The following is a 17351-nucleotide window of genomic DNA, read 5'->3' on the forward strand; positions in this document are numbered from 1 at the left end:
CGCGGGCTCAGCGCAGACGCTCGGGCACGGCGTCGGCGTAGGCGTGCAGGTTGCGCCGCACCTCGTCCAGCGAGTCGCCGCCCGACTTCTCGAGCAGAGCGTCCGCGAGCACCAAGGCCACCATCGCCTCGGCGACCACGGCGGCCGGCGGCACCGCGCACACGTCAGACCGCTGGTGCTGCGCGCGGGCGACCTCCCCGGTCGACACGTCGACGGTCGCCAGAGCCCGCGGCACGGTGGAGATCGGCTTCATCGCCGCGCGCACCCGGAGCACCTCGCCGTTGCTCATGCCACCCTCGACACCGCCGGCGCGGTTCGTCGTCCGGGTCAGCGTGCCGTCCTCCGACCGCACGATCTCGTCGTGCGCCGCCGAGCCGCGGCGAGCTGCCGTGCGGAAGCCGTCGCCGACCTCGACGCCCTTGATGGCCTGGATACCCATGAGAGCTCCCGCGAGGCGCGCATCCAGCCGCCGGTCCGCGTGCACGTACGAGCCCAGCCCGGAGGGGAGCCCGTACGCGAGCACCTCGACGACGCCCCCCAGCGTGTCGCCGTCCTTGTGGCACTCGTCGATCTCGGCCACCATCGCCGCCGACGTGGCGCCGTCGAAGCACCGGACGGGGTCGTCGTCGAGCTGCTGCACGTCTGCTGGCGTCGGTAGCGGGGCGTCGTCCGGCACCGCGACGGTACCGATCGAGACCACGTGGGAGACGAGTCGGATGCCGTACGCGTGCTCCAGCAGCGACGCCGCGGCCACTCCCAGGGCCACGCGCGTCGCGGTCTCCCGCGCGGACGCGCGCTCCAGGACGGGCCGGGCGTCGTCAAATCCGTACTTGCGCATGCCAATCAGGTCCGCGTGCCCCGGGCGCGGCCGCGTCAGCGGGGCGTTGCGGGCCCGTTCCAGCACGGACGGGTCCTCGAGCGGGTCGGCGGACATCACGTCGACCCACTTCGGCCACTCGGTGTTGCCGACCTCGATCGCGAGCGGGCCGCCCTGGGTGAGCCCGTGGCGCACACCACCGACGAGGCGCACCTGGTCCTGCTCGAACTTCATCCGAGCACCGCGTCCGTAGCCGAGCCGACGGCGCGCGAGGGCCGCCTGGACGTCCGCCGTCGTCAGGGGTACGCCGGCGGGGAGGCCTTCCAGGATGCCGACGAGCGCCGGTCCGTGCGACTCACCCGAGGTCAACCAACGCAGCATGCGCGCATCCTTTCACGACGAAGTCCACCCCCCGGGCGCAGTGCCCGGAGGGTGGACGGGTCGTCCGGCTCAGTGACCCTTGATGGGGTCGAGCGGGTTCTTGTCGTCGTGCGTGCCCGGAAGCGGTGCGGGCTTCGCACCGGGGTCGGCCGCAACGACCGGACCTGCCGGAAGGGCGTAGATGAAGCCCGTGATGACGAGCTCGGCGTCACCCTCCTTCGTCGCCGGGCGACCGCCGGTGGCGCCCGCCTCCTTCTGCGACGTGAGCATCATCGTGCCAATGAGCAGGATCCGCTGTTCACCGCTCTGCATGTCCTTGAGGAACGCTTGGGCGTTCTCGAACGTGCCGACCACGGTGACCGAGACCGGGATCGCGACCATGCCGGCCGGCACGCCGCTGTCGACCACGGGTGCCGGGGTCGGCGTGGCGTTCGGGTCCGTCGTCTGCTCGCCCTCGGCCGCGGGGGCCGGTGCAGGGGCGGCAGCGACGGGCACCGTGAACGGCACGGCCGGGCTCGGGCTCAGCGAGGTGACCACGACGCCGTGCGACTCGGCGATCGTGTCGATCTGGCGCAGGTACGCGGACAGCTTCGCCGTGGTCGGGATCTGCACCTGGAGCGCGGCGAGCTCCTTCTTGTACTCGGGCAGCTTGGCGGACTGCGCCTTCAGCAGCGCGACGCTCTGCTCGAGCAGCTCGTTCGCATCGCGAGTCTCAGACGCCTGGGTCCGCGTCTCCTGCGCGCTCGCGAGCGTCGGGCTGATGGCGAGGAACCACGCCGCGGCCCCGAGCACCAGGGCGACGACGACTGTGCCGCCGATCCACGTGGACCTCTTGCTGCCAGCCATCACTTCACCCCTTCGGTGACGTCGAACCGGTGCGAGTACGCCGCGAGCGTCACCTGGACGGTGGACGTGACGGTGTAGTAGATGCCGTGCTCGTCCTCGGTGGCGACGGCGGCGGAGACCCAGGAGTCGCTGAAGCCGGGGATCTTGTTGAGCTTGTCCATCATCTGCGCGGAGTCCGGGATGAAGTTCGCGCGCAGCGTGAAGGTGAGCTGGCTGACGCTGGGCGCCTGCAGCGGGTCGCCGGGCGGCAGCGGCGCAATCATGGGCGTCGCTCCCGACATGCCGAGCACGTCGATGCTGACCCCCTTGGGGAGGATGGCCGAGATCGCGTCGATGTACTTGCCCCACTCGACGTCGGTCGACATCCCCATCTCGATCGCCTTGCTGGTGCTGCTCAGCGCGGCCAGCACCTGCGGGACCTCCTTGTACTTGGCCTGCTCGCTCTGCAGGCGCGCCGTCTCGGTCTGCGCCTCCGTGAGCTCGTCGTCGGCGCTGGAGGAGACCAGCGTCGCGCCGACGTAGCCGCCGGCGAGCAGGATCAGCACGGCCACCAGACCCAGGCCCAGGAGCCGCTTGAGCGCCTTGAGGCCGCGCGCCGCGCGCACCTCGGGCGGCAGCAGGTTGACCTGCGGGAGCGTCCCGGAGAGCGCGGTGCCCTTCGGCGCCTTGGTGCTCGACTTGGTCAGGGTGAGGTTCATGCCGCCACTCCGTAAGCCAGGCCCACCGAGAGGGCGATCAGGGACTCATGCCCGTTCAGAGCGGCGCGGTCGGCCGTCTTGGAGGTGCGGAGGCCGCTCAACGGATCGCCGAGCGTGACCGGCAGCCGGCTGGTGCTCGACAGGTACTGGCCGAGACCCGGAAGGTGAGCCCCGCCACCGATCAGCGCCACGACGTCGATGGCCGCTCCGCCGTTCTGCGTGTAGTAGACGAGCGTGTTGCGGATCGACTCGACGAGGGTCCGCACCACGCCGTTGACGGCCTCGGAGGCGACCGCGCGGTCGGGCGTCACGGCGTAGCCGATGCCGACCTCACGCTTGACCACCTCGGCCTCGGGGTTCGAGATGCCCGCTGCGGCTGCGACGGCGGCCGTCACGTTCTGGCCACCGCTCGGCAGCGACCGCACGAGTCGGGGGACGCCCTGGTCCGCGATGACGATCGTGGTGACCGAGGCGCCGATGTCGACGAACGCCGTGGTCCCCCGCGCGAGGTCGCCTCGCGCGAGCGAGCGCACGAGGGCGAACGCGTTGAGGTCGACCATCGTCGGGTGCAGACCGGCGGCCTCCACGGCGATCACGTTCGTGCTCACCGTGTCTCGCTGGGCGGCGACCAGCATGCCGTGGACCATCCGACCCTGGGGACCGTCGGACTGCGACGTGGGGTAGAAGTCGAGCAGCGCGTCCTCGATGGACATCGGCAGCGAGTCGCTCACCTGGAACGCGAGCGACTCCTTGATCTGTGCGTAGGGCATCCACGGCAGGTCGAGCTCACGCACGACCACCCGCTGGTTGCCGACGCCGATGACGACGTCCTTCGACTCGAACTTGGCCTGCGACCACAGCTGACGAAGGGCGCGGGCGACGATGTCCTGCTGGACGACCTCGCCGTCGCGGACTGCACCGAGCGGAAGCCCGACCTCACCGAAGCGGACTAACGAGGGCGGGTTCTTCCCCGTCCGGTTGCCACCCGGGAATTCGAGCTCGGCGGCACGGACGCAGGTCGAGCCGATGTCGAGCCCGATGACACGTGTGCTGGCCACGAGGGTCCTTCCGACAGACGGGACGATTTCCTTCGTCCTATCGGGCGACTCGCGCCTCGACTTGAGCGTCTTGGACCCACCATTTGGGCGTATGTCGCACCGCGGGGTGCTGCGACCTCACATGCTGCCGAGGTACGCCGACCAGATCTCGTTCCCGGCCCCGATGCCGACAGCGGCACCGAGGATCATCCACGGCCCGAACGGGATACCGGACTTCCTTCCGGCCTTGCGACGCGCCAGGAGCACCACGGAGTACAGGCCGCCCAGGAGGAAGGCAGAGAACCACCCGACCACCAGGGCTCCCCACCCGAACCACCCCAGGTAGAGGCCCAGCACGCCGGCCAGCTTGACGTCACCGAAGCCCATGCCGCGCGGGTAGGCGAGCAGCATGAGGAAGTAGACGACGAACATGAGGACTCCCCCGATCGCCATCCGCACCAGGGCCGACCAGTCCGGCTCCCCCGCCGGGTTGGCGCTCGCGAGCACGAGCAGCGCGACGGCGATCGGGTACGACGGCAGCACGATCCGGTCAGGGAGACGGTGGGTCTCGATGTCGATCAGCGCGAGCGCGATGGAGATCGCCGCCAGGTACAGCAGCGCCGGCAGCGTCCAGCTCAGCCCCGTCCACCACGCCACGAGCCCGAACACGACGGCCGTGCCGGCCTCGACCGTCGGGTACCGCGCGGAGATCGGCTCACCGCAGTCGCGGCACCGCCCGTGCAGGAGCAGCCACGAGACGACGGGGACGTTGTCGCGAGCCCGGATGGCGTGGCCGCACCGTGGGCAGGCGCTGGGCGGGTGGGAGACCGACTCCCCTCGAGGCACGCGCCACACGACGACGTTGAGGAACGACCCGACGGCGAGCCCCAGCACGACGGCGAGGGTGACGGCGAGGCCTGTCACGTGTCATCAGTCCTTCGGTCGACGGCGGGGTGGCGCGAGCGCCGCCCCACCGTATCTGCAGCGAGCCGGTCCTCAGCCCCTGATGGCGCTCGGTGTCTTGACCTCACCGAAGTACCGCTGCGACCACTGTGCGTTCACCCAGCGAGGGAAATACGGCGGGGCGGAGTACTGCAACCGCGTGTCGTAGTTGTAGCTCTTCAGGTAGCCGGTCGAGCAGTTGCCCGTCCCGACCGCACCACGCCAGCGCTGAGCGATCGAGCCGTTGACCTGGAGGGTGTCCCGGCAGCCGCCCTGGTTGTACTGCTGCACGTAGAACGAGTGCTGCAGGGTCTGGATCGAACCCATGATCTGCACGCCGGTGACAGCGGTGCCCCCGGTCGGGTCGGCGTAGTTCTTCGGCCAGCTCAGGTTCTCCGTGGTCCCGGACTCCGGGTTGGTGTTCCACCTCGTCGACGTCGCTGCCTTCACGGTGGCGATGCGCGGGTTGAAGACCTCGACCGCGTTGGTCGCCACCAGACCCAGCATGTCGCCGCCGTTCAGGCCGCCCGCGAGGACGACGTCGCCCGTGGTGATCACCGACTGCTCCGCGGCGAGCGTCACCCGCCCCTTGAGCGTGCCCTCGACGTAGAGGTTGCCTTCCTGGCAGTACTTCGTCGAGTCGGCCATCGACACGTCATAGGTGTACGTGGAGGTGCTGGTCGGCGGCCGCGCGGCCACCAGTGCCTTCGTGAACGTACCGAGGGGAAGGGTCTGGCCCGAGACGCCGCCCAGCTGGCCGGCGTCGCACTGGGACCGCGGAAGTCCCGTGACGTCGCCGGCGGCGTAGATGACCATGTTGTCGGGAACGCTGACGGACGCGCCGGCGGGCGAGTTGAGGTCGGTGACCGAGCCGCAGCTCGGCGCCGAGCCCGCGGGGGGCGCGATCGCGAGCGGCGCCTTGTTGCCGTTGTTCAGCTTGCTGTTCCAGACCTGCATGGAGCCGTCCGCGCGGAACTGGATGCGCGTGGAGCCGTAGTAGTGGCACCCCGGGTAGCCTGCGAAGGCCGCCGACGTGTCATCGAGGTAGAGCGCCGTGGAGTACTGCGGCTGCACTCCGTTGAAGTTCGCCGTGCTGTACGTGCCGTTCGTGGCCTTGCGCAGGCACTTGTTCCACGTCGACGTCGACGACGTGACGTTGCGGCAGTCGGGGTTCGCGCTCGTGAAGCCGTTGGTGAACGACGGTCCGTCGGCGAGCACCGAGTCGTTGCTGAAGACCGCGCCACGGAGCGTGTCACGCGAGACGAACGTGATCTCGCTGCACTGCGGGTTCGCGGCCGAGCGGCCCTCCCACCAGTACTGCGCGGCGTCGTAGCCGGCGCCGCCACAGATGGCCGCCGGCGTCGACGAGTACGCGACCTTGTTCGAGGGGTCGCCCGACTCGAAGTCGGTGTAGTACACGTAGTCCGTCGAGCCGCCCTTGCCGACGGCCGCCTCGATGGTGCGGTACTCACCGTTGACCCGGCCGGTGGATGTGACCGTGATGGTCCCCTCGGTGCCGGCGCGAGTCGCGTCGAACTTGTAGTGGAAGTAGGCGTCGCGCGGGCCGGTGCGCTCCCCGTCGACGGGAAGCCAGCCGACGGGCGTCGCCGAGTTCCAGCTGCACGGGTTCGTCGTCGTCATGGGTGTCTTGAGCGCCTTGTTGGTGCAGTCGAGCGACTGGTAGTAGCCGTCGTCGCGGTTCATCCGCGAGATGTAGTCGTCGATGCCGGCCTGCGCGGCTGCCATCGCACCCGTGAAGTCTTGGTCGTAGCGCGCGAACTTCGTGCTCGACAGCGTGTACGCGAGCGCACTCATCGAGAGCATCATCAGCACGAGCATGGTGCCGACCACGAAGACGAGGGCGGACCCCGCCTCGCCGTCAGCAGTCCTCGAGCGAACCCAGCGCATCATCAGTTCTCCGCCTCCTGCCTCAGGACCGCCTGCGCGTTCGGGAGGGTCACGCGCTGGACGTAGGTCGTCGGGTCGACGGTGTAGGACTTGCCGCTCTGGACGGAGACCGTGAGCTCCACGGCCAGCACCTTCGAGAGGTCGTCCGTCGTGAGGGAGCCCGCCGTCGGCGTCATCCGCTGCCCGTTCTTCCGGTAGTACGTGAACACGGGCGCTCCGGCGGCTACCTGCACTCCCTTGGCGACGGTCCGCGTGCGGAGCCGTGCCTTGCACGCGGGGCTCGCGGTGCCGGCCTCCGCGTTGCAGTAGATGTACCCCGTGCTCGTGGGGACGTTCGAGTCCGGGATCTGCACCTTCTCGACCAGATCACCGGCCGAGGCACCCGACTGCACCACGGTGTAGGTGACCTGGCTCGGGCCGACGCTGTTTCCCGGGTTGTCGATGTTCGCGTAGAACTGGACCGCGAAGTCCTGACCGAGCACGAACGCGTCCTGGCAGTTCGTGCACGCGGAAGTCAGCTGGCTCGGCATCACCGCGGTGCGCAGGTACTTGCTCATCGTCTCCGAGGCCATGCGGGCACTCTCCACCTGGGTCTGCCGCGAGACGTTCTGGCTGTTCGACCGCGTGAAACCCATGGTCAGCGTGCCCACCGCCGCGAGGATGACGCCGAAGATCAGCATCACGATGAGCATCTCCGTGAGGGAGTTGCCGCGGTCGCCGCGGGCGTGGTCGAGGCGCATCACGGGCCCACCTGTCCGGTCGAGGTCGGCAGCTTCGAGAGCGGGCTCCCCGTCGCAGGACCGACGACGAAGGTGCCGAGGTTGGTGCACGTGCCGGACACCTTGTTCCACACGTACGCGTTGTAGGTAACCGTTCCCGAGGCCGGTCGCGGTGCACTGACCTGGAGCGTCGCGCCGCTGGTGGCCGTCGGGCCCTGGATGGGCAGCGTGGGGGCGGGCGACACCGCGGTCGTCGAGCACGTCGTCGCCGAGGTGCTGACCACCATGTAGAGGGCCGCGTTCAGGTTCGTCACGCGCAGCGTGACCGGGGAGGCGCTCCACCCCTTCACGTTCGGCTGCCCGTACAGCAGCGTGGCGGGATTGATCAGGTCTGGGTACGACTGGCAGCTGCCATTCACGGCGCCGTTCGTCTGCCACACGTACCAGTCGCCCGCGGCGAGCGCGAAGGGTCCCGACCGCGCGTTGCTGATGTCGATCGCCGTGCCCGAGAAGGACGTGGGGCACGTCGTGGGGCCCGTGAGGCCGGACGCCTTGCGCTCGATCGCCCACACCTTGCCACCCGTGGGGGCACCGGTGAGCTGCAGCGTGGTCGCCGCCCAGGCGAAGTCCTCGTTGTCCCCCGCGTCGAACGCCACGGCCGGCGCTCCGGGAGAGCAGGTGTAGGCGTCTCCCGTGACGTACAGGTCGTACGAGCCGGGGATCAGCGTGACGTCCGCGCTCCCACCGGCGCTGAACGTGGTCGCTCGGGAGTCGGTGCAGCCGTTCGCCGTCCCGGCGGGAGCCGCGATGAGCGACCGAGCCCCGACGGGCAGGTTGGTGATCTTGCCGGTCGCCATGGCGAACGGCACGTCGATGGTCAGGGCGGAACCCGGGGCGAGCGTCGCGACGGGGTAGCCGCCGGGCGGCGCGCTGGTGCCGAAGTAGGCCCCGTACGTGGTGGGCCACAGCCCGCTGAACGTCGTGCTCAGCCCGGTGACGGTGCGCACGGTCGCGCCGGTCGAACCGGAGTACTGCGAGGCGACGAGAGTGATCGAGGAGCCGGCCACCTGCGCGTTCGAGAGAGGTCCACCGTCCTCGCGCACGATGCGCACCGTGATCGCGCCCGGCTTGGCCACCGAGAAGCTCGCGCCGCTGTAGATGGACCCGCGCAACATCACGCCCGTGTTGCGGCTGGGGTTCACGGTGCCGGAGAGGTCGATGTAGGTCGGGTCGTTGACGGAGACCGTGTAGGCCGTGCCCGTGGTCGCCGGGTTGACCCGGATCACGGCGCAGCCCGTCTCGTCGGTGAACCCGAGAGCAGACGTCGCACCGGACGCGGCCTTCACCGAGATGCCGGCGAGCGGCGCGGCGGCCTGGTCGAGGACCTTGGCGGCGACGAACGAGTCCGTCGACTGGATACCCGTGTCCTTGTCCGGTGCCAGCGCCGTGGTGCTCTCGACGGGCTTGACGTTCCCCATGTTGGGCCACGTCACGCTCACGGTGATGCCCAACGTCGGGTACGAGACGAGCGATCCACCCTCGCACGCGGAGGCGCCTGTGCCGGTCACGTTCCACTGGGCCGAGCGCGTCACGGTGTAGGGGGTGCCGTCGATCATGATCGGCTGTCCGGCCGTCCCACCGGCGAGCGGGTGCTGGTTGACCATCGTGCCGCCGTTGGCGATGTCCAGCGGGCCGGTGTCGGAGGCCGCGAACTGCTCGCGCGTGAGGTCGATCTCGCGGCTGGCGAGGTTCGCGGCGGCGACGCGGCTGCGGTTGCCCTCGGTCGCCGACTGGGTGTTGAGGATCACGCCGATGACGGCCAGCGAGAGCGCGCCGAGGACGATCATGGCGATGACGAGCTCGATGAGGCTGAAGCCTTCATCGTGCTGCTGCGCCTCGCGCTGCTGGTGGACGACCATGCGGACCCCTATGCGGAACGATCGCGGTGCACCACCGCGAGGAGGACTGCTGCTCCAACGAGCGAAGCAGGTGGGCGGGAGAACACTCCCGCCCACCTGCTGTCGGTTACTCAGATCAGGCGGGGCAAGCGGCGGTCGCGGACTTGTCCAGACCGTTCTTGGCCGAGTACACGACGGCCGTCTTCGTGCCGCCGGTGTACGTGACCTTGACGCACCAGTTCTGCGACTTGGAGACGACGTCGGTCGCGGTGGCCGGGTAGGACAGGTCAGCGGCGGTGACGCCGTTGCTCTGCTTGCCCGCGTCGCTCGTGCCGACGGTGTAGCGACCCGAGGCCATGAGCGTGCCGGCGGCGAGCGCGGTGTCGGCGTCCACGTAGTACGTGGCCACCTCCTTGCCCAGCGTCGAGACGTCCGAGACGGCCGCGGTGTCCTGGGCCTTCTTGCGCTGGCTCAGGAACACGGGGATCGCGATGGCCGCGAGGATCCCGATGATGATCATGACGACGAGGAGCTCGATAAGGGTGAAGCCCTTGTCCTTCTCCTCGATGGACTTACGAACGCGAGCGATCATTGTCAGCTCCCCTGTGAGTCGGGATGGTCGGTTTCAATTTCAAGCCGGCCGGAGCCGGATCAGTTGTGCAAACCCTCCATCGACCGCGAGCGGGCGGATCTTGAGGAAACGGGCAATGCGCGTCCCGATTCACTCGGACGGCCGAACGGCACCTGCACCCGAGCATGAAGAAGGCCCGGCGGGCCGCGCTCGAGGAGCACGGCCCGCCGGGCCACGAGGACGCTCAGGTCACTCGATGAGCTTGAAGATGCCGAAGATCGGCATGTACATCGCGATCACCATCGAGCCCACGATCGCGCCGATGACGACGATCATGAGCGGCTCGATGAGGCTGGTCAGCTGCTCGGTGGTGGCCTCGACCTCGGCGTCGTAGAAGTCCGCGACCTTGCCCAGCATCGTGTCCAGTGCCCCCGTGTCCTCACCGACCGCCATCATCTGGACGACCATGGGCGGGAACACCGGGTGCTGCGCGAGCGGACCCGCGAGCGACTCCCCGCGGCGTACCGACTCCTGCACCGAGCGAGCAGCCTTCTCGATCACCAGGTTGCCGCTCGTCTCGCCGACGATATCGAGCGCCTGGAGCAAGGGGACGCCAGCGTGAATCATGGTGCCGAAATTCCTTGTGAACCGCGAGACGGCGATCTTGCGGAAAAGGCCGCCGAAAACCGGGAGCTTGAGCTTCCACGGATCGACCCGCTCGCGGATGGCGCGGTCGTTCTTGTGCTTGCCCCACCACACGGCGAACGCGATGAGCCCGACGATGATCGGCAGGATCGCGATCTTGAGACCCTTGGACATCATCACCAGGATCTTGGTCGGCAGCGGCAGATCACCACCCAGGCTCGAGAACATGCCCGCGAAGACGGGAACGATGAACAGCAACATGCCCGTCGTGGCGAGGATCGCGATGACGAACACCACGACCGGGTACGTCATCGCGGACTTGATCTTCCCGCGGAGCTTGACCTCGGCCTCGAAGTTGTCGGCGATGGAGACGAGCGTCTGGTCGAGGAAACCGCCGACCTCGCCGGCCTTGACCATGTTGATCATCAGCGGCGGGAAGACGTCCGGGTGCTTGGCCAGCGACACGGAGAAGGCCGAGCCCACCTCGACGTCGTTGCGCACCTGGCCGAGGACCTTGGCCAGCGGCTTGGACTCGGTCTGCTCCGCGAGGATCGCCAGGGCGCGCAGCAGAGACAGACCCGAGTCGATCATCGTCGCGAGCTGGCGCGACATGATCGCCAGGTCCTTCAGCGAGATCTTGTTGGAGAACCCCGGGATGTTGATCTCGGCGTTCAGGCCGCCCGTGCTGACCTCGGAGATCGAGATCGCGGCCATGCCCATCTCGCGCAGGCGGTTGGCGACCGCCGCCTGGTTCGTCGCGTCGACGCGGCCCTTGACGACCTTGCCCGCGCGGTCACGGACGGCGTACTCGAACGTCTTCGTGGTTCCCGACATCACAGCACCTGACCGAAGGAGTTGGTGGAGCCACCCATCGACATCGGGTCGTTCATCGCCGACGCACCCTGGGCTGCACCGGAGAACCGCCCGGTCAGGCGGTTGAAGTCCTCGACGTGGTGGCACTTCTCGAGCCCGACCTCGTAGGAGATCTTGCCCGTCTTGACGAGGTCGGCGAGGTGCTGGTCCATGGTGTGCATGCCCTGCTTGGCACCCGCCTGCATCGCGGAGTAGATCTGATGGGTCTTGCCCTCACGGATCAGGTTGCGGATGGCGGGAGTCGCCACCAGCACCTCGGTCGCGACCGCCCGCCCGGGGGTGTCCGCCCGCTTGCACAGCGTCTGGCACACCACGCCCTGCAGCGCGCCGGCCAGCTGTGTGCGCACCTGGTCCTGCTGGTGGGCGGGGAAGACGTCGATCACGCGGTCGATGGTCTGCGCGGCGTCCGACGTGTGCAGCGTCGCGAAGACCAGGTGACCCGTCTCGGCCGCCGTGAGCGCGACCGAGATCGTCTCGAGGTCGCGCATCTCACCGACGAGGATGATGTCCGGGTCCTGCCGCAGCACGTGCTTGAGCGCGTTCGCGAAAGAGTGCGTGTCCTGCCCGACCTCGCGCTGGTTCACCAGCGACTTCTTGTGGCGGTGGAGGAACTCGATGGGGTCCTCGACCGTCATGATGTGGTCCTCGCGCGTCCGGTTGGCGAGGTCGACGATCGACGCGAGCGTCGTGGACTTGCCCGAGCCCGTCGGACCGGTGACGAGGACCAGGCCGCGCGGAAGCCCGGCGAAGTTGCCGACGACCGCGGGCACGCCCAGCGCCTCGAGGGGCTTGATCTCGTAGGGGATCACGCGGAACGCGGCGCCGATGGACTCGCGCTGCTGGTAGATGTTCACGCGGAAGCGGGCCAGCCCGCGCACGGCGTAGGAGATGTCGAGCTCGAGGTTGGCCTCGAACTTCTCGCGCTGCTTCTGCGTGAGGATCGCGAACAGCGTCCGGCGCAGCGGCTCCGGCATCAGGGCCGGGAAGCCCTCGAGCGGGCGCAGCGAGCCGCTCACGCGCACCATGGGCGGCGAGCCCGTGGTCAGGTGCGCGTCCGAGGCGCCGAGGCGGACCATCTCGGTCAGCACCTCGTCGATCGCGATGTCGCCCTCCTCCGCGTCGCGGCTTCCCGTGGAGCGGCTCGGTCCAGCCGCGCGACGCGAACCGGGTGCGGGTGCTGCCGCGGCCGGTGCCTCCGGACGCTCGGGCGGCGCGGCGGGCGCGGGCGCGGCCGCTGCCGGGGCCGGCTGCTCCTGCGGGAGGAACGTCCCCGGCTGGGGATGCACGTACGGCCGGGTGGGCGTCTGGGGCGTCGGCAGGAAGGCCGACGGCGGCGCGCCCGGCACCGCCTCCTCGATGGAGCGCGCCGGCCGCACGGCAGCGGCCTGCGCCTCCGCCTCCGCGCGAGCCGCGGCGACCGAGAGCACGGGCGCGTTCTGCGACGGGATCGGCGAGAACATCGCGACGGGCGCACGAGGGGCTTCGGGCTCGGCCGCAGCACCGAGCGGACCCGCGGGCCGGTACGGGGGCAGCGGCCGCGTCGGCTCGCTCGGCGGGTAGTGCTCGCTCACGTCAGTCCTCCACGTCGACAGTTGCCACGATCTAGCCGGTTCATCGGTCCCCCCGGTGCCCGACTTGAGGGCAATGGGCCGGTCATGCGACGACGCGCAGGATCTCCTCGATCGACGTCTGCCCCAGAACCACCTTGTGCCAGCCGTCGTCGCGAAGCGGGACCATGCCCTGCCGCACCGCGGTGGCGTTGATCTCGGCGCTCGAAGAGTGCGCCACGGCGTGGCGCTCGATGTCCTCGGTGACGCGCATGACCTCGTGCAGCGCGAGACGTCCGCGGTACCCGGTCTTCGAGCACGTGACGCAGCCACCGGGACGGTAGAGCTCCGGGATCTCCTCCCCCGGCGCCCACGGGAAGCGGGCCGCGAGCATCTCGCTCTCGGTCGGCTGGTACGGGACCTTGCACTTCTCGCACAGCCGGCGCGCGAGGCGCTGGGCGACCACTGCGTCGAGCGCGGAGCCGACCAGGAACGGCTCGATGCCCATCTCCGTCAACCGGGTGACCGCCGAGGGCGCGTCGTTGGTGTGCAGCGTCGAGAGCACGAGGTGACCCGTCAGGGCCGCCTCGATGGCGATCTGCGCGGTCTCGTGGTCGCGGATCTCACCGAGCAGCACGACGTCAGGGTCGGAACGCAGGATGGAGCGCAGCGCGCCGGCGAACGTCAGGCCCGCCTTCGGGTTGACCTGCACCTGGTTGATCCCCGGGAGGCGGTACTCGACCGGGTCCTCGACGGTGATGACGTTGATCTCCGGCTTGGAGACGGCGTTGAGCGTCGCGTAGAGCGTCGTCGACTTGCCCGACCCCGTGGGCCCGGTGACCAGGATCATCCCGTACGGCTTGGTGTACGAGTCGCGGTACGTCGCGTAGTTGTGCTCGAGGAACGACAGGTCGCGCAGGTCGAGGCTCGCCGTCGAGTTGTCGAGGATACGCATGACGATCTTCTCGCCCCACACGGTCGGCAGCGTCGCGACGCGGAGGTCGATCTTGCGACCGTTGTGCACCACGGACATGCGGCCGTCCTGCGGCTTGCGCCGCTCGGCGATGTCGATGTCGCTCATGATCTTGACGCGGCTCACGACGCCGCCCGTGATCTGCTTGGGCGCGCGCTGGGTCTCGTGCAGCACGCCGTCGATGCGGTAGCGGACGCGCAGGTCGTGCTCGCTCGGCTCGATGTGGATGTCGGAGGCGCGGTCGGTGATCGCCTGCGTCACCAGGAGGTTGACGAACCGGACGATGGGCGCGTCGTCGTCGACGACCTCGCCCATCTTCGACAGGTCCTGGTCGGGCTCGGCGGCGGCCTCCTCGAACGCCGAGGAGAGGTTCTCCATCTCGTCGTCCGCGCGGACGAAGCGGTCGATCGCGCGCAGCACGTTGTCGTGCGTCGCGATGACCGAGATCACCTGGCGCCCGGTGACCGTGCGGATGTCGTCGACGGCGATGACGTTGCCCGGGTCCGACGTCGCGAGCACGAGCGACGAGCCCTCGATGCTGATGGGCAGCACGGTGTACTTGCGGCACAGCGAGCCCGGCACCATCGAGACGGCCATGCGGTCGACCGCGAAGTCGTCGAGGTCGACGTACCGCATGCCCACCTGGGCGGCGAGCGCCTGGACCAGCTGTCCCTCGCTCAGGACGCCGATCTCCACCAGCGTGCGCCCCAGCGAGTTTCCGGAGGTCATCGTCTCGTCGAGCGCTGCGAGCAGCTGCGCCTCAGAGACGAGGCCCTCCTCGAGCAGGACTTCTCCCAGCTGCTTCACGGCGCTCCTCCCGAACAGGGTGCGCGGAGCACACCTCTGCTCCGCTCATCGGCAGCACCGCACGCGGACCTGAGGGAATCAGGCGGACTCGGCCAACCTCTCGGCGAGGGCCGCGTCCATCGCGTCGACCGGCCCGGGACGACCGGTCATGAGCCGCACCTGCTCGACGGCCTGGTGCAGGAGCATCCGCTCGCCGCCCACTGCCACGCCGCCGGCCGCGACCCAGGCGGAGTGCAGCGCCGTGGGACGCGGCTCGTACGCCACGTCGAGCAGCACGCCCGTGACCGCGCCGGGCAGCGCCTCGGCGATCGGGTCCGCCGCGTGGTGCGGCAGGGTGGAGACCACGACGGACGCGCGGCCCAGCTGGGCGGCCGCGCCGTCGAGGGGCCGGAAGACCGGCTCGACACCCATTCGGTGCGCCGCGCGCATGAGCCCCCCGGCGCGCTGCATCGAGCGCACGTAGACGACAGGCGAGGTGCACCCCAGCTCGCCGAGCGCGGCGAGCGTCGACGCCGCGGTGGCACCGGCACCCAGCACGGCCGCGGTGGTGACCGGCTCCCCGCCGAGTCCCTCGCGCAGCGCGGCCACGAGCCCGTGCACGTCGGTGTTCGCCCCCACGAGCGTGCGTCCCGCTCCCGAACCGGTGAAGAGCACGGTGTTCACGGCGCCCACCACCTGGGCGAGCGGCTCGACGTGGTCGAGCAGCGGCAGCACGATCTGCTTGTGCGGCATGGTCAGCGACAGGCCCGCCCAGGAGTCGTCCGCACCCGCGACGAAGGCCGCGAGGTCGTCCGCCGGGACGTCGATCGCGTCGTACGACCACTCGCGCAGCCCCAGGGCCGCGTACGCGGCCCGGTGGAGCGTCGGGGACAGCGAGTGCGCGACCGGGTGGCCGAGCACGGCGGCCCGGCGCTGTGACGACGCGGTCATCAGCCGTCGTGCGCGTCGAGCCAGGCGTTGAGCTTCGCCTGAGCGGCATCCTGCTCGGCCTGCGTGTGGGAGAAGACCGTCTCCCCCGTCTCCGGGTCGACCGTGCACCAGTACATCCAGGTGCCGTCCGCGGGCTTGAGCACGGCCTTGATCGAGGCCTCGCCGGGCGACGCGATCGGGGTCGGCGGCAGGCCGGGGAGCACCCGCAGGTTGTACGGGTTGTCCTTGTCCTGGAGCTGCTTGGTGGTCAGCTGCGTGCCGTTGATCCCGGCGCCGTACGCGACCGCCGCGTCGATGCCGAGCGTCCAGCCCTGCTCGAGGCGGTTCTCGATGACCCGGGCCATCTTGGGCCGGTCCTCGTCCAGCTTGCCCTCACGCTCGACGAGCGAGGCCTTGTTCAGGACGGTCTCCCAGTCCTCCTTGTCGACCTTGTTCTCCTTGAGGACGTCGACGGTCTTGGTCGTCATCATCTTCAGCACGTCCGCGGCCGACGAGCCGGGCTCGACCTCGTACGTCGCGGGGAACAGCCAGCCCTCGGCGTCGCCGTCGGCTGCAGCGGGCAGGCCGATCGCCTTCGCGTCCTTGAGGGCGGCCTTGAGGTCCTTGGCGGGGATCAGCGTCTTCTCGCTGATGCGCGCGACGATCTGGTCCTTGGTCAGTCCCTCAGGGATGGTGACCCGGAACGACTGCTTGGAGGCCGGGTTGAGCAGCGCCTCGACCGCGTCGGACGCGCTCATCTCCTGCAGCAGCGTGTAGGTGCCGGGCTGGATGGAACCGGCGTCGGCGTTCGCGTCGTACGCGTCGGCGAAGGCGCCCACCGAGGCCACCACGCCGGCGTCGGCGAGGGTCGCGCCCATGTCGGCACCGGTGTCGCCGGTCTTGATGGTCACCGTCGCGGAGCCGAAGCCCGGGCCCGGGTAGTCGGTCGTCTTCGACGCCTGCTTGTCGTTGCCGTCGAACATGCCGCCCAGCAGCGACACCACCACGTAGCCCGAGCCGATGACGAGCATCACCGCGACGATCACGACGAGGAGGCTGCGCCGGCGACGCTGCTTGCGCCGCCGGACCTCGCGCTGCCGGCCGGCGTTGCGGGCGCGACGCGGCTGCGAAGACGCGGCAGTGCCACCGAAGAGGTCGGCGTCCTGGCCGTTGCCCTCCGCGGGTGCCCACCACTCAGTCTGGCTGTTGCTCACGTGCGTGTCACTCCACCGTCGTCCCGTGACCTGCAGCCCCCGACGCGTCGCCGTCCCCCGCGGCGCGCCTGACGACGACCGGTTCCCCCGGGCGCCGCCCCGTCGCGCGCTCTGCGTCCAACGCGTACTGCAGGATGACCACCGCGGCCGCCTGATCGACGACCTGCCGCTGGCGGCGCCCGGATCGGCCGGACGCCTGCAGCGCCTGATGCGCGGACACCGTGCTCATCCGCTCATCCACCATACGCACCGAGACCGGTGCGACGGCCTGCGCCAACCAGACAGCGTACGCGCGTGCAGCCTCCGACGAGGCACCTTCGGCGCCCGACAGGTGGCGAGGCAGCCCGACGTACACACACTGTGCACCTCGTTCGTGCACCGCGTCCACGATCTGCGCGACATCCCTGGGCAGCTGTCCAGCTGCCGGCTTCCGCGTGTCGCGCGCGAGCGTCTGCACCGGGGTCGCGATCAGGCCGTCCGGATCGCTGGCGGCGAGCCCCACGCGCACCGTCCCGACGTCCACGCCGAGACGCGCACCGCGCGGGATCGCGTCGCCCTCGCCCACG

The 17351-nt window shown here is 69.8% G+C and carries 15 protein-coding genes; all 15 read right to left on the minus strand.

The window, feature by feature from the left end:
• Window positions 1-7 precede the first annotated feature (7 nt).
• Window positions 8-1198: a chorismate synthase gene (gene aroC, locus QRT05_RS07730; protein ID WP_289446500.1), complete on the minus strand. Its 1191-nt coding sequence runs from the start codon at window positions 1196-1198 to the stop codon at window positions 8-10.
• A 69-nt stretch (window positions 1199-1267) separates the two neighbouring features.
• Entirely contained in the window at window positions 1268-2044 is a 777-nt protein-coding gene (locus tag QRT05_RS07735; protein WP_289446501.1) for a hypothetical protein, read from the minus strand.
• Entirely contained in the window at window positions 2044-2742 is a 699-nt protein-coding gene (locus QRT05_RS07740) for a PilN domain-containing protein (RefSeq protein ID WP_289446502.1), read from the minus strand. Before QRT05_RS07740 ends, QRT05_RS07735 begins: the two co-directional genes overlap by 1 nt.
• Window positions 2739-3800 (minus strand): type IV pilus assembly protein PilM, encoded by a 1062-nt coding sequence (gene pilM, locus QRT05_RS07745; RefSeq protein WP_289446503.1) that lies wholly within the window; start codon window positions 3798-3800, stop codon window positions 2739-2741. The genes QRT05_RS07740 and pilM overlap by 4 nt, the downstream gene beginning before the upstream one ends.
• Window positions 3801-3917: 117 nt before the next feature.
• Window positions 3918-4703 (minus strand): prepilin peptidase, encoded by a 786-nt coding sequence (locus QRT05_RS07750; RefSeq protein ID WP_289446504.1) that lies wholly within the window; start codon window positions 4701-4703, stop codon window positions 3918-3920.
• A gap of 72 nt (window positions 4704-4775) precedes the next feature.
• A complete protein-coding gene (locus QRT05_RS07755) occupies window positions 4776-6632 on the minus strand; it encodes a pilus assembly PilX family protein (protein ID WP_289446505.1) in 1857 nt (618 codons plus the stop codon).
• Entirely contained in the window at window positions 6632-7369 is a 738-nt protein-coding gene (locus tag QRT05_RS07760; protein WP_289447383.1) for a PulJ/GspJ family protein, read from the minus strand. Before QRT05_RS07760 ends, QRT05_RS07755 begins: the two co-directional genes overlap by 1 nt.
• Window positions 7369-9267, minus strand: coding sequence for a type IV pilus modification PilV family protein (locus QRT05_RS07765; protein WP_289446506.1), 1899 nt, complete (start codon window positions 9265-9267; stop codon window positions 7369-7371). The genes QRT05_RS07760 and QRT05_RS07765 overlap by 1 nt, the downstream gene beginning before the upstream one ends.
• Window positions 9268-9382: 115 nt before the next feature.
• Window positions 9383-9838 (minus strand): type II secretion system protein, encoded by a 456-nt coding sequence (locus QRT05_RS07770; protein ID WP_289446507.1) that lies wholly within the window; start codon window positions 9836-9838, stop codon window positions 9383-9385.
• A gap of 228 nt (window positions 9839-10066) precedes the next feature.
• Window positions 10067-11296 carry a type II secretion system F family protein gene (locus tag QRT05_RS07775; protein WP_289446508.1) on the minus strand — a complete coding sequence of 410 codons (1230 nt, stop codon included), beginning with the start codon at window positions 11294-11296 and terminating at the stop codon, window positions 10067-10069.
• A complete protein-coding gene (locus tag QRT05_RS07780; protein WP_289446510.1) occupies window positions 11296-12906 on the minus strand; it encodes a type IV pilus twitching motility protein PilT in 1611 nt (536 codons plus the stop codon). Before QRT05_RS07780 ends, QRT05_RS07775 begins: the two co-directional genes overlap by 1 nt.
• 82 nt (window positions 12907-12988) lie before the next feature.
• On the minus strand, window positions 12989-14662 hold the full coding sequence (locus QRT05_RS07785; RefSeq protein ID WP_289446511.1) for a GspE/PulE family protein: 1674 nt from the start codon (window positions 14660-14662) through the stop codon (window positions 12989-12991).
• Between the two features lie 78 nt (window positions 14663-14740).
• The gene (locus QRT05_RS07790; RefSeq protein WP_289446512.1) at window positions 14741-15592 is read right to left on the minus strand and encodes a shikimate dehydrogenase; all 852 of its coding nucleotides are present in this window, start codon (window positions 15590-15592) and stop codon (window positions 14741-14743) included.
• Window positions 15592-16785, minus strand: coding sequence for an endolytic transglycosylase MltG (gene mltG, locus QRT05_RS07795; protein WP_289446513.1), 1194 nt, complete (start codon window positions 16783-16785; stop codon window positions 15592-15594). Before mltG ends, QRT05_RS07790 begins: the two co-directional genes overlap by 1 nt.
• Before the next feature lie 7 nt (window positions 16786-16792).
• Window positions 16793-17350 carry a Holliday junction resolvase RuvX gene (gene ruvX, locus QRT05_RS07800; protein ID WP_289446514.1) on the minus strand — a complete coding sequence of 186 codons (558 nt, stop codon included), beginning with the start codon at window positions 17348-17350 and terminating at the stop codon, window positions 16793-16795.
• Window position 17351: the final 1 nt, after the last annotated feature.

It is taken from the genome of Cellulomonas edaphi, assembly GCF_030362815.1.
GTDB lineage: Bacteria > Actinomycetota > Actinomycetes > Actinomycetales > Cellulomonadaceae > Cellulomonas > Cellulomonas edaphi.

Excerpts from the sequence above, each read along its gene's own strand:
- aroC (WP_289446500.1), bottom strand. The coding sequence starts at position 1,198 with ATGCTGCGTTGGTTGACCTCGGGTGAGTCGCACGGACCGGCGCTCGTC.
- QRT05_RS07735 (WP_289446501.1), bottom strand. The coding sequence starts at position 2,044 with ATGGCTGGCAGCAAGAGGTCCACGTGGATCGGCGGCACAGTCGTCGTC.
- QRT05_RS07740 (WP_289446502.1), bottom strand. The coding sequence starts at position 2,742 with ATGAACCTCACCCTGACCAAGTCGAGCACCAAGGCGCCGAAGGGCACC.
- QRT05_RS07755 (WP_289446505.1), bottom strand. The coding sequence starts at position 6,632 with ATGATGCGCTGGGTTCGCTCGAGGACTGCTGACGGCGAGGCGGGGTCC.
- QRT05_RS07760 (WP_289447383.1), bottom strand. The coding sequence starts at position 7,369 with ATGCGCCTCGACCACGCCCGCGGCGACCGCGGCAACTCCCTCACGGAG.
- QRT05_RS07765 (WP_289446506.1), bottom strand. The coding sequence starts at position 9,267 with ATGGTCGTCCACCAGCAGCGCGAGGCGCAGCAGCACGATGAAGGCTTC.
- QRT05_RS07770 (WP_289446507.1), bottom strand. The coding sequence starts at position 9,838 with ATGATCGCTCGCGTTCGTAAGTCCATCGAGGAGAAGGACAAGGGCTTC.
- QRT05_RS07775 (WP_289446508.1), bottom strand. The coding sequence starts at position 11,296 with ATGTCGGGAACCACGAAGACGTTCGAGTACGCCGTCCGTGACCGCGCG.
- QRT05_RS07790 (WP_289446512.1), bottom strand. The coding sequence starts at position 15,592 with ATGACCGCGTCGTCACAGCGCCGGGCCGCCGTGCTCGGCCACCCGGTC.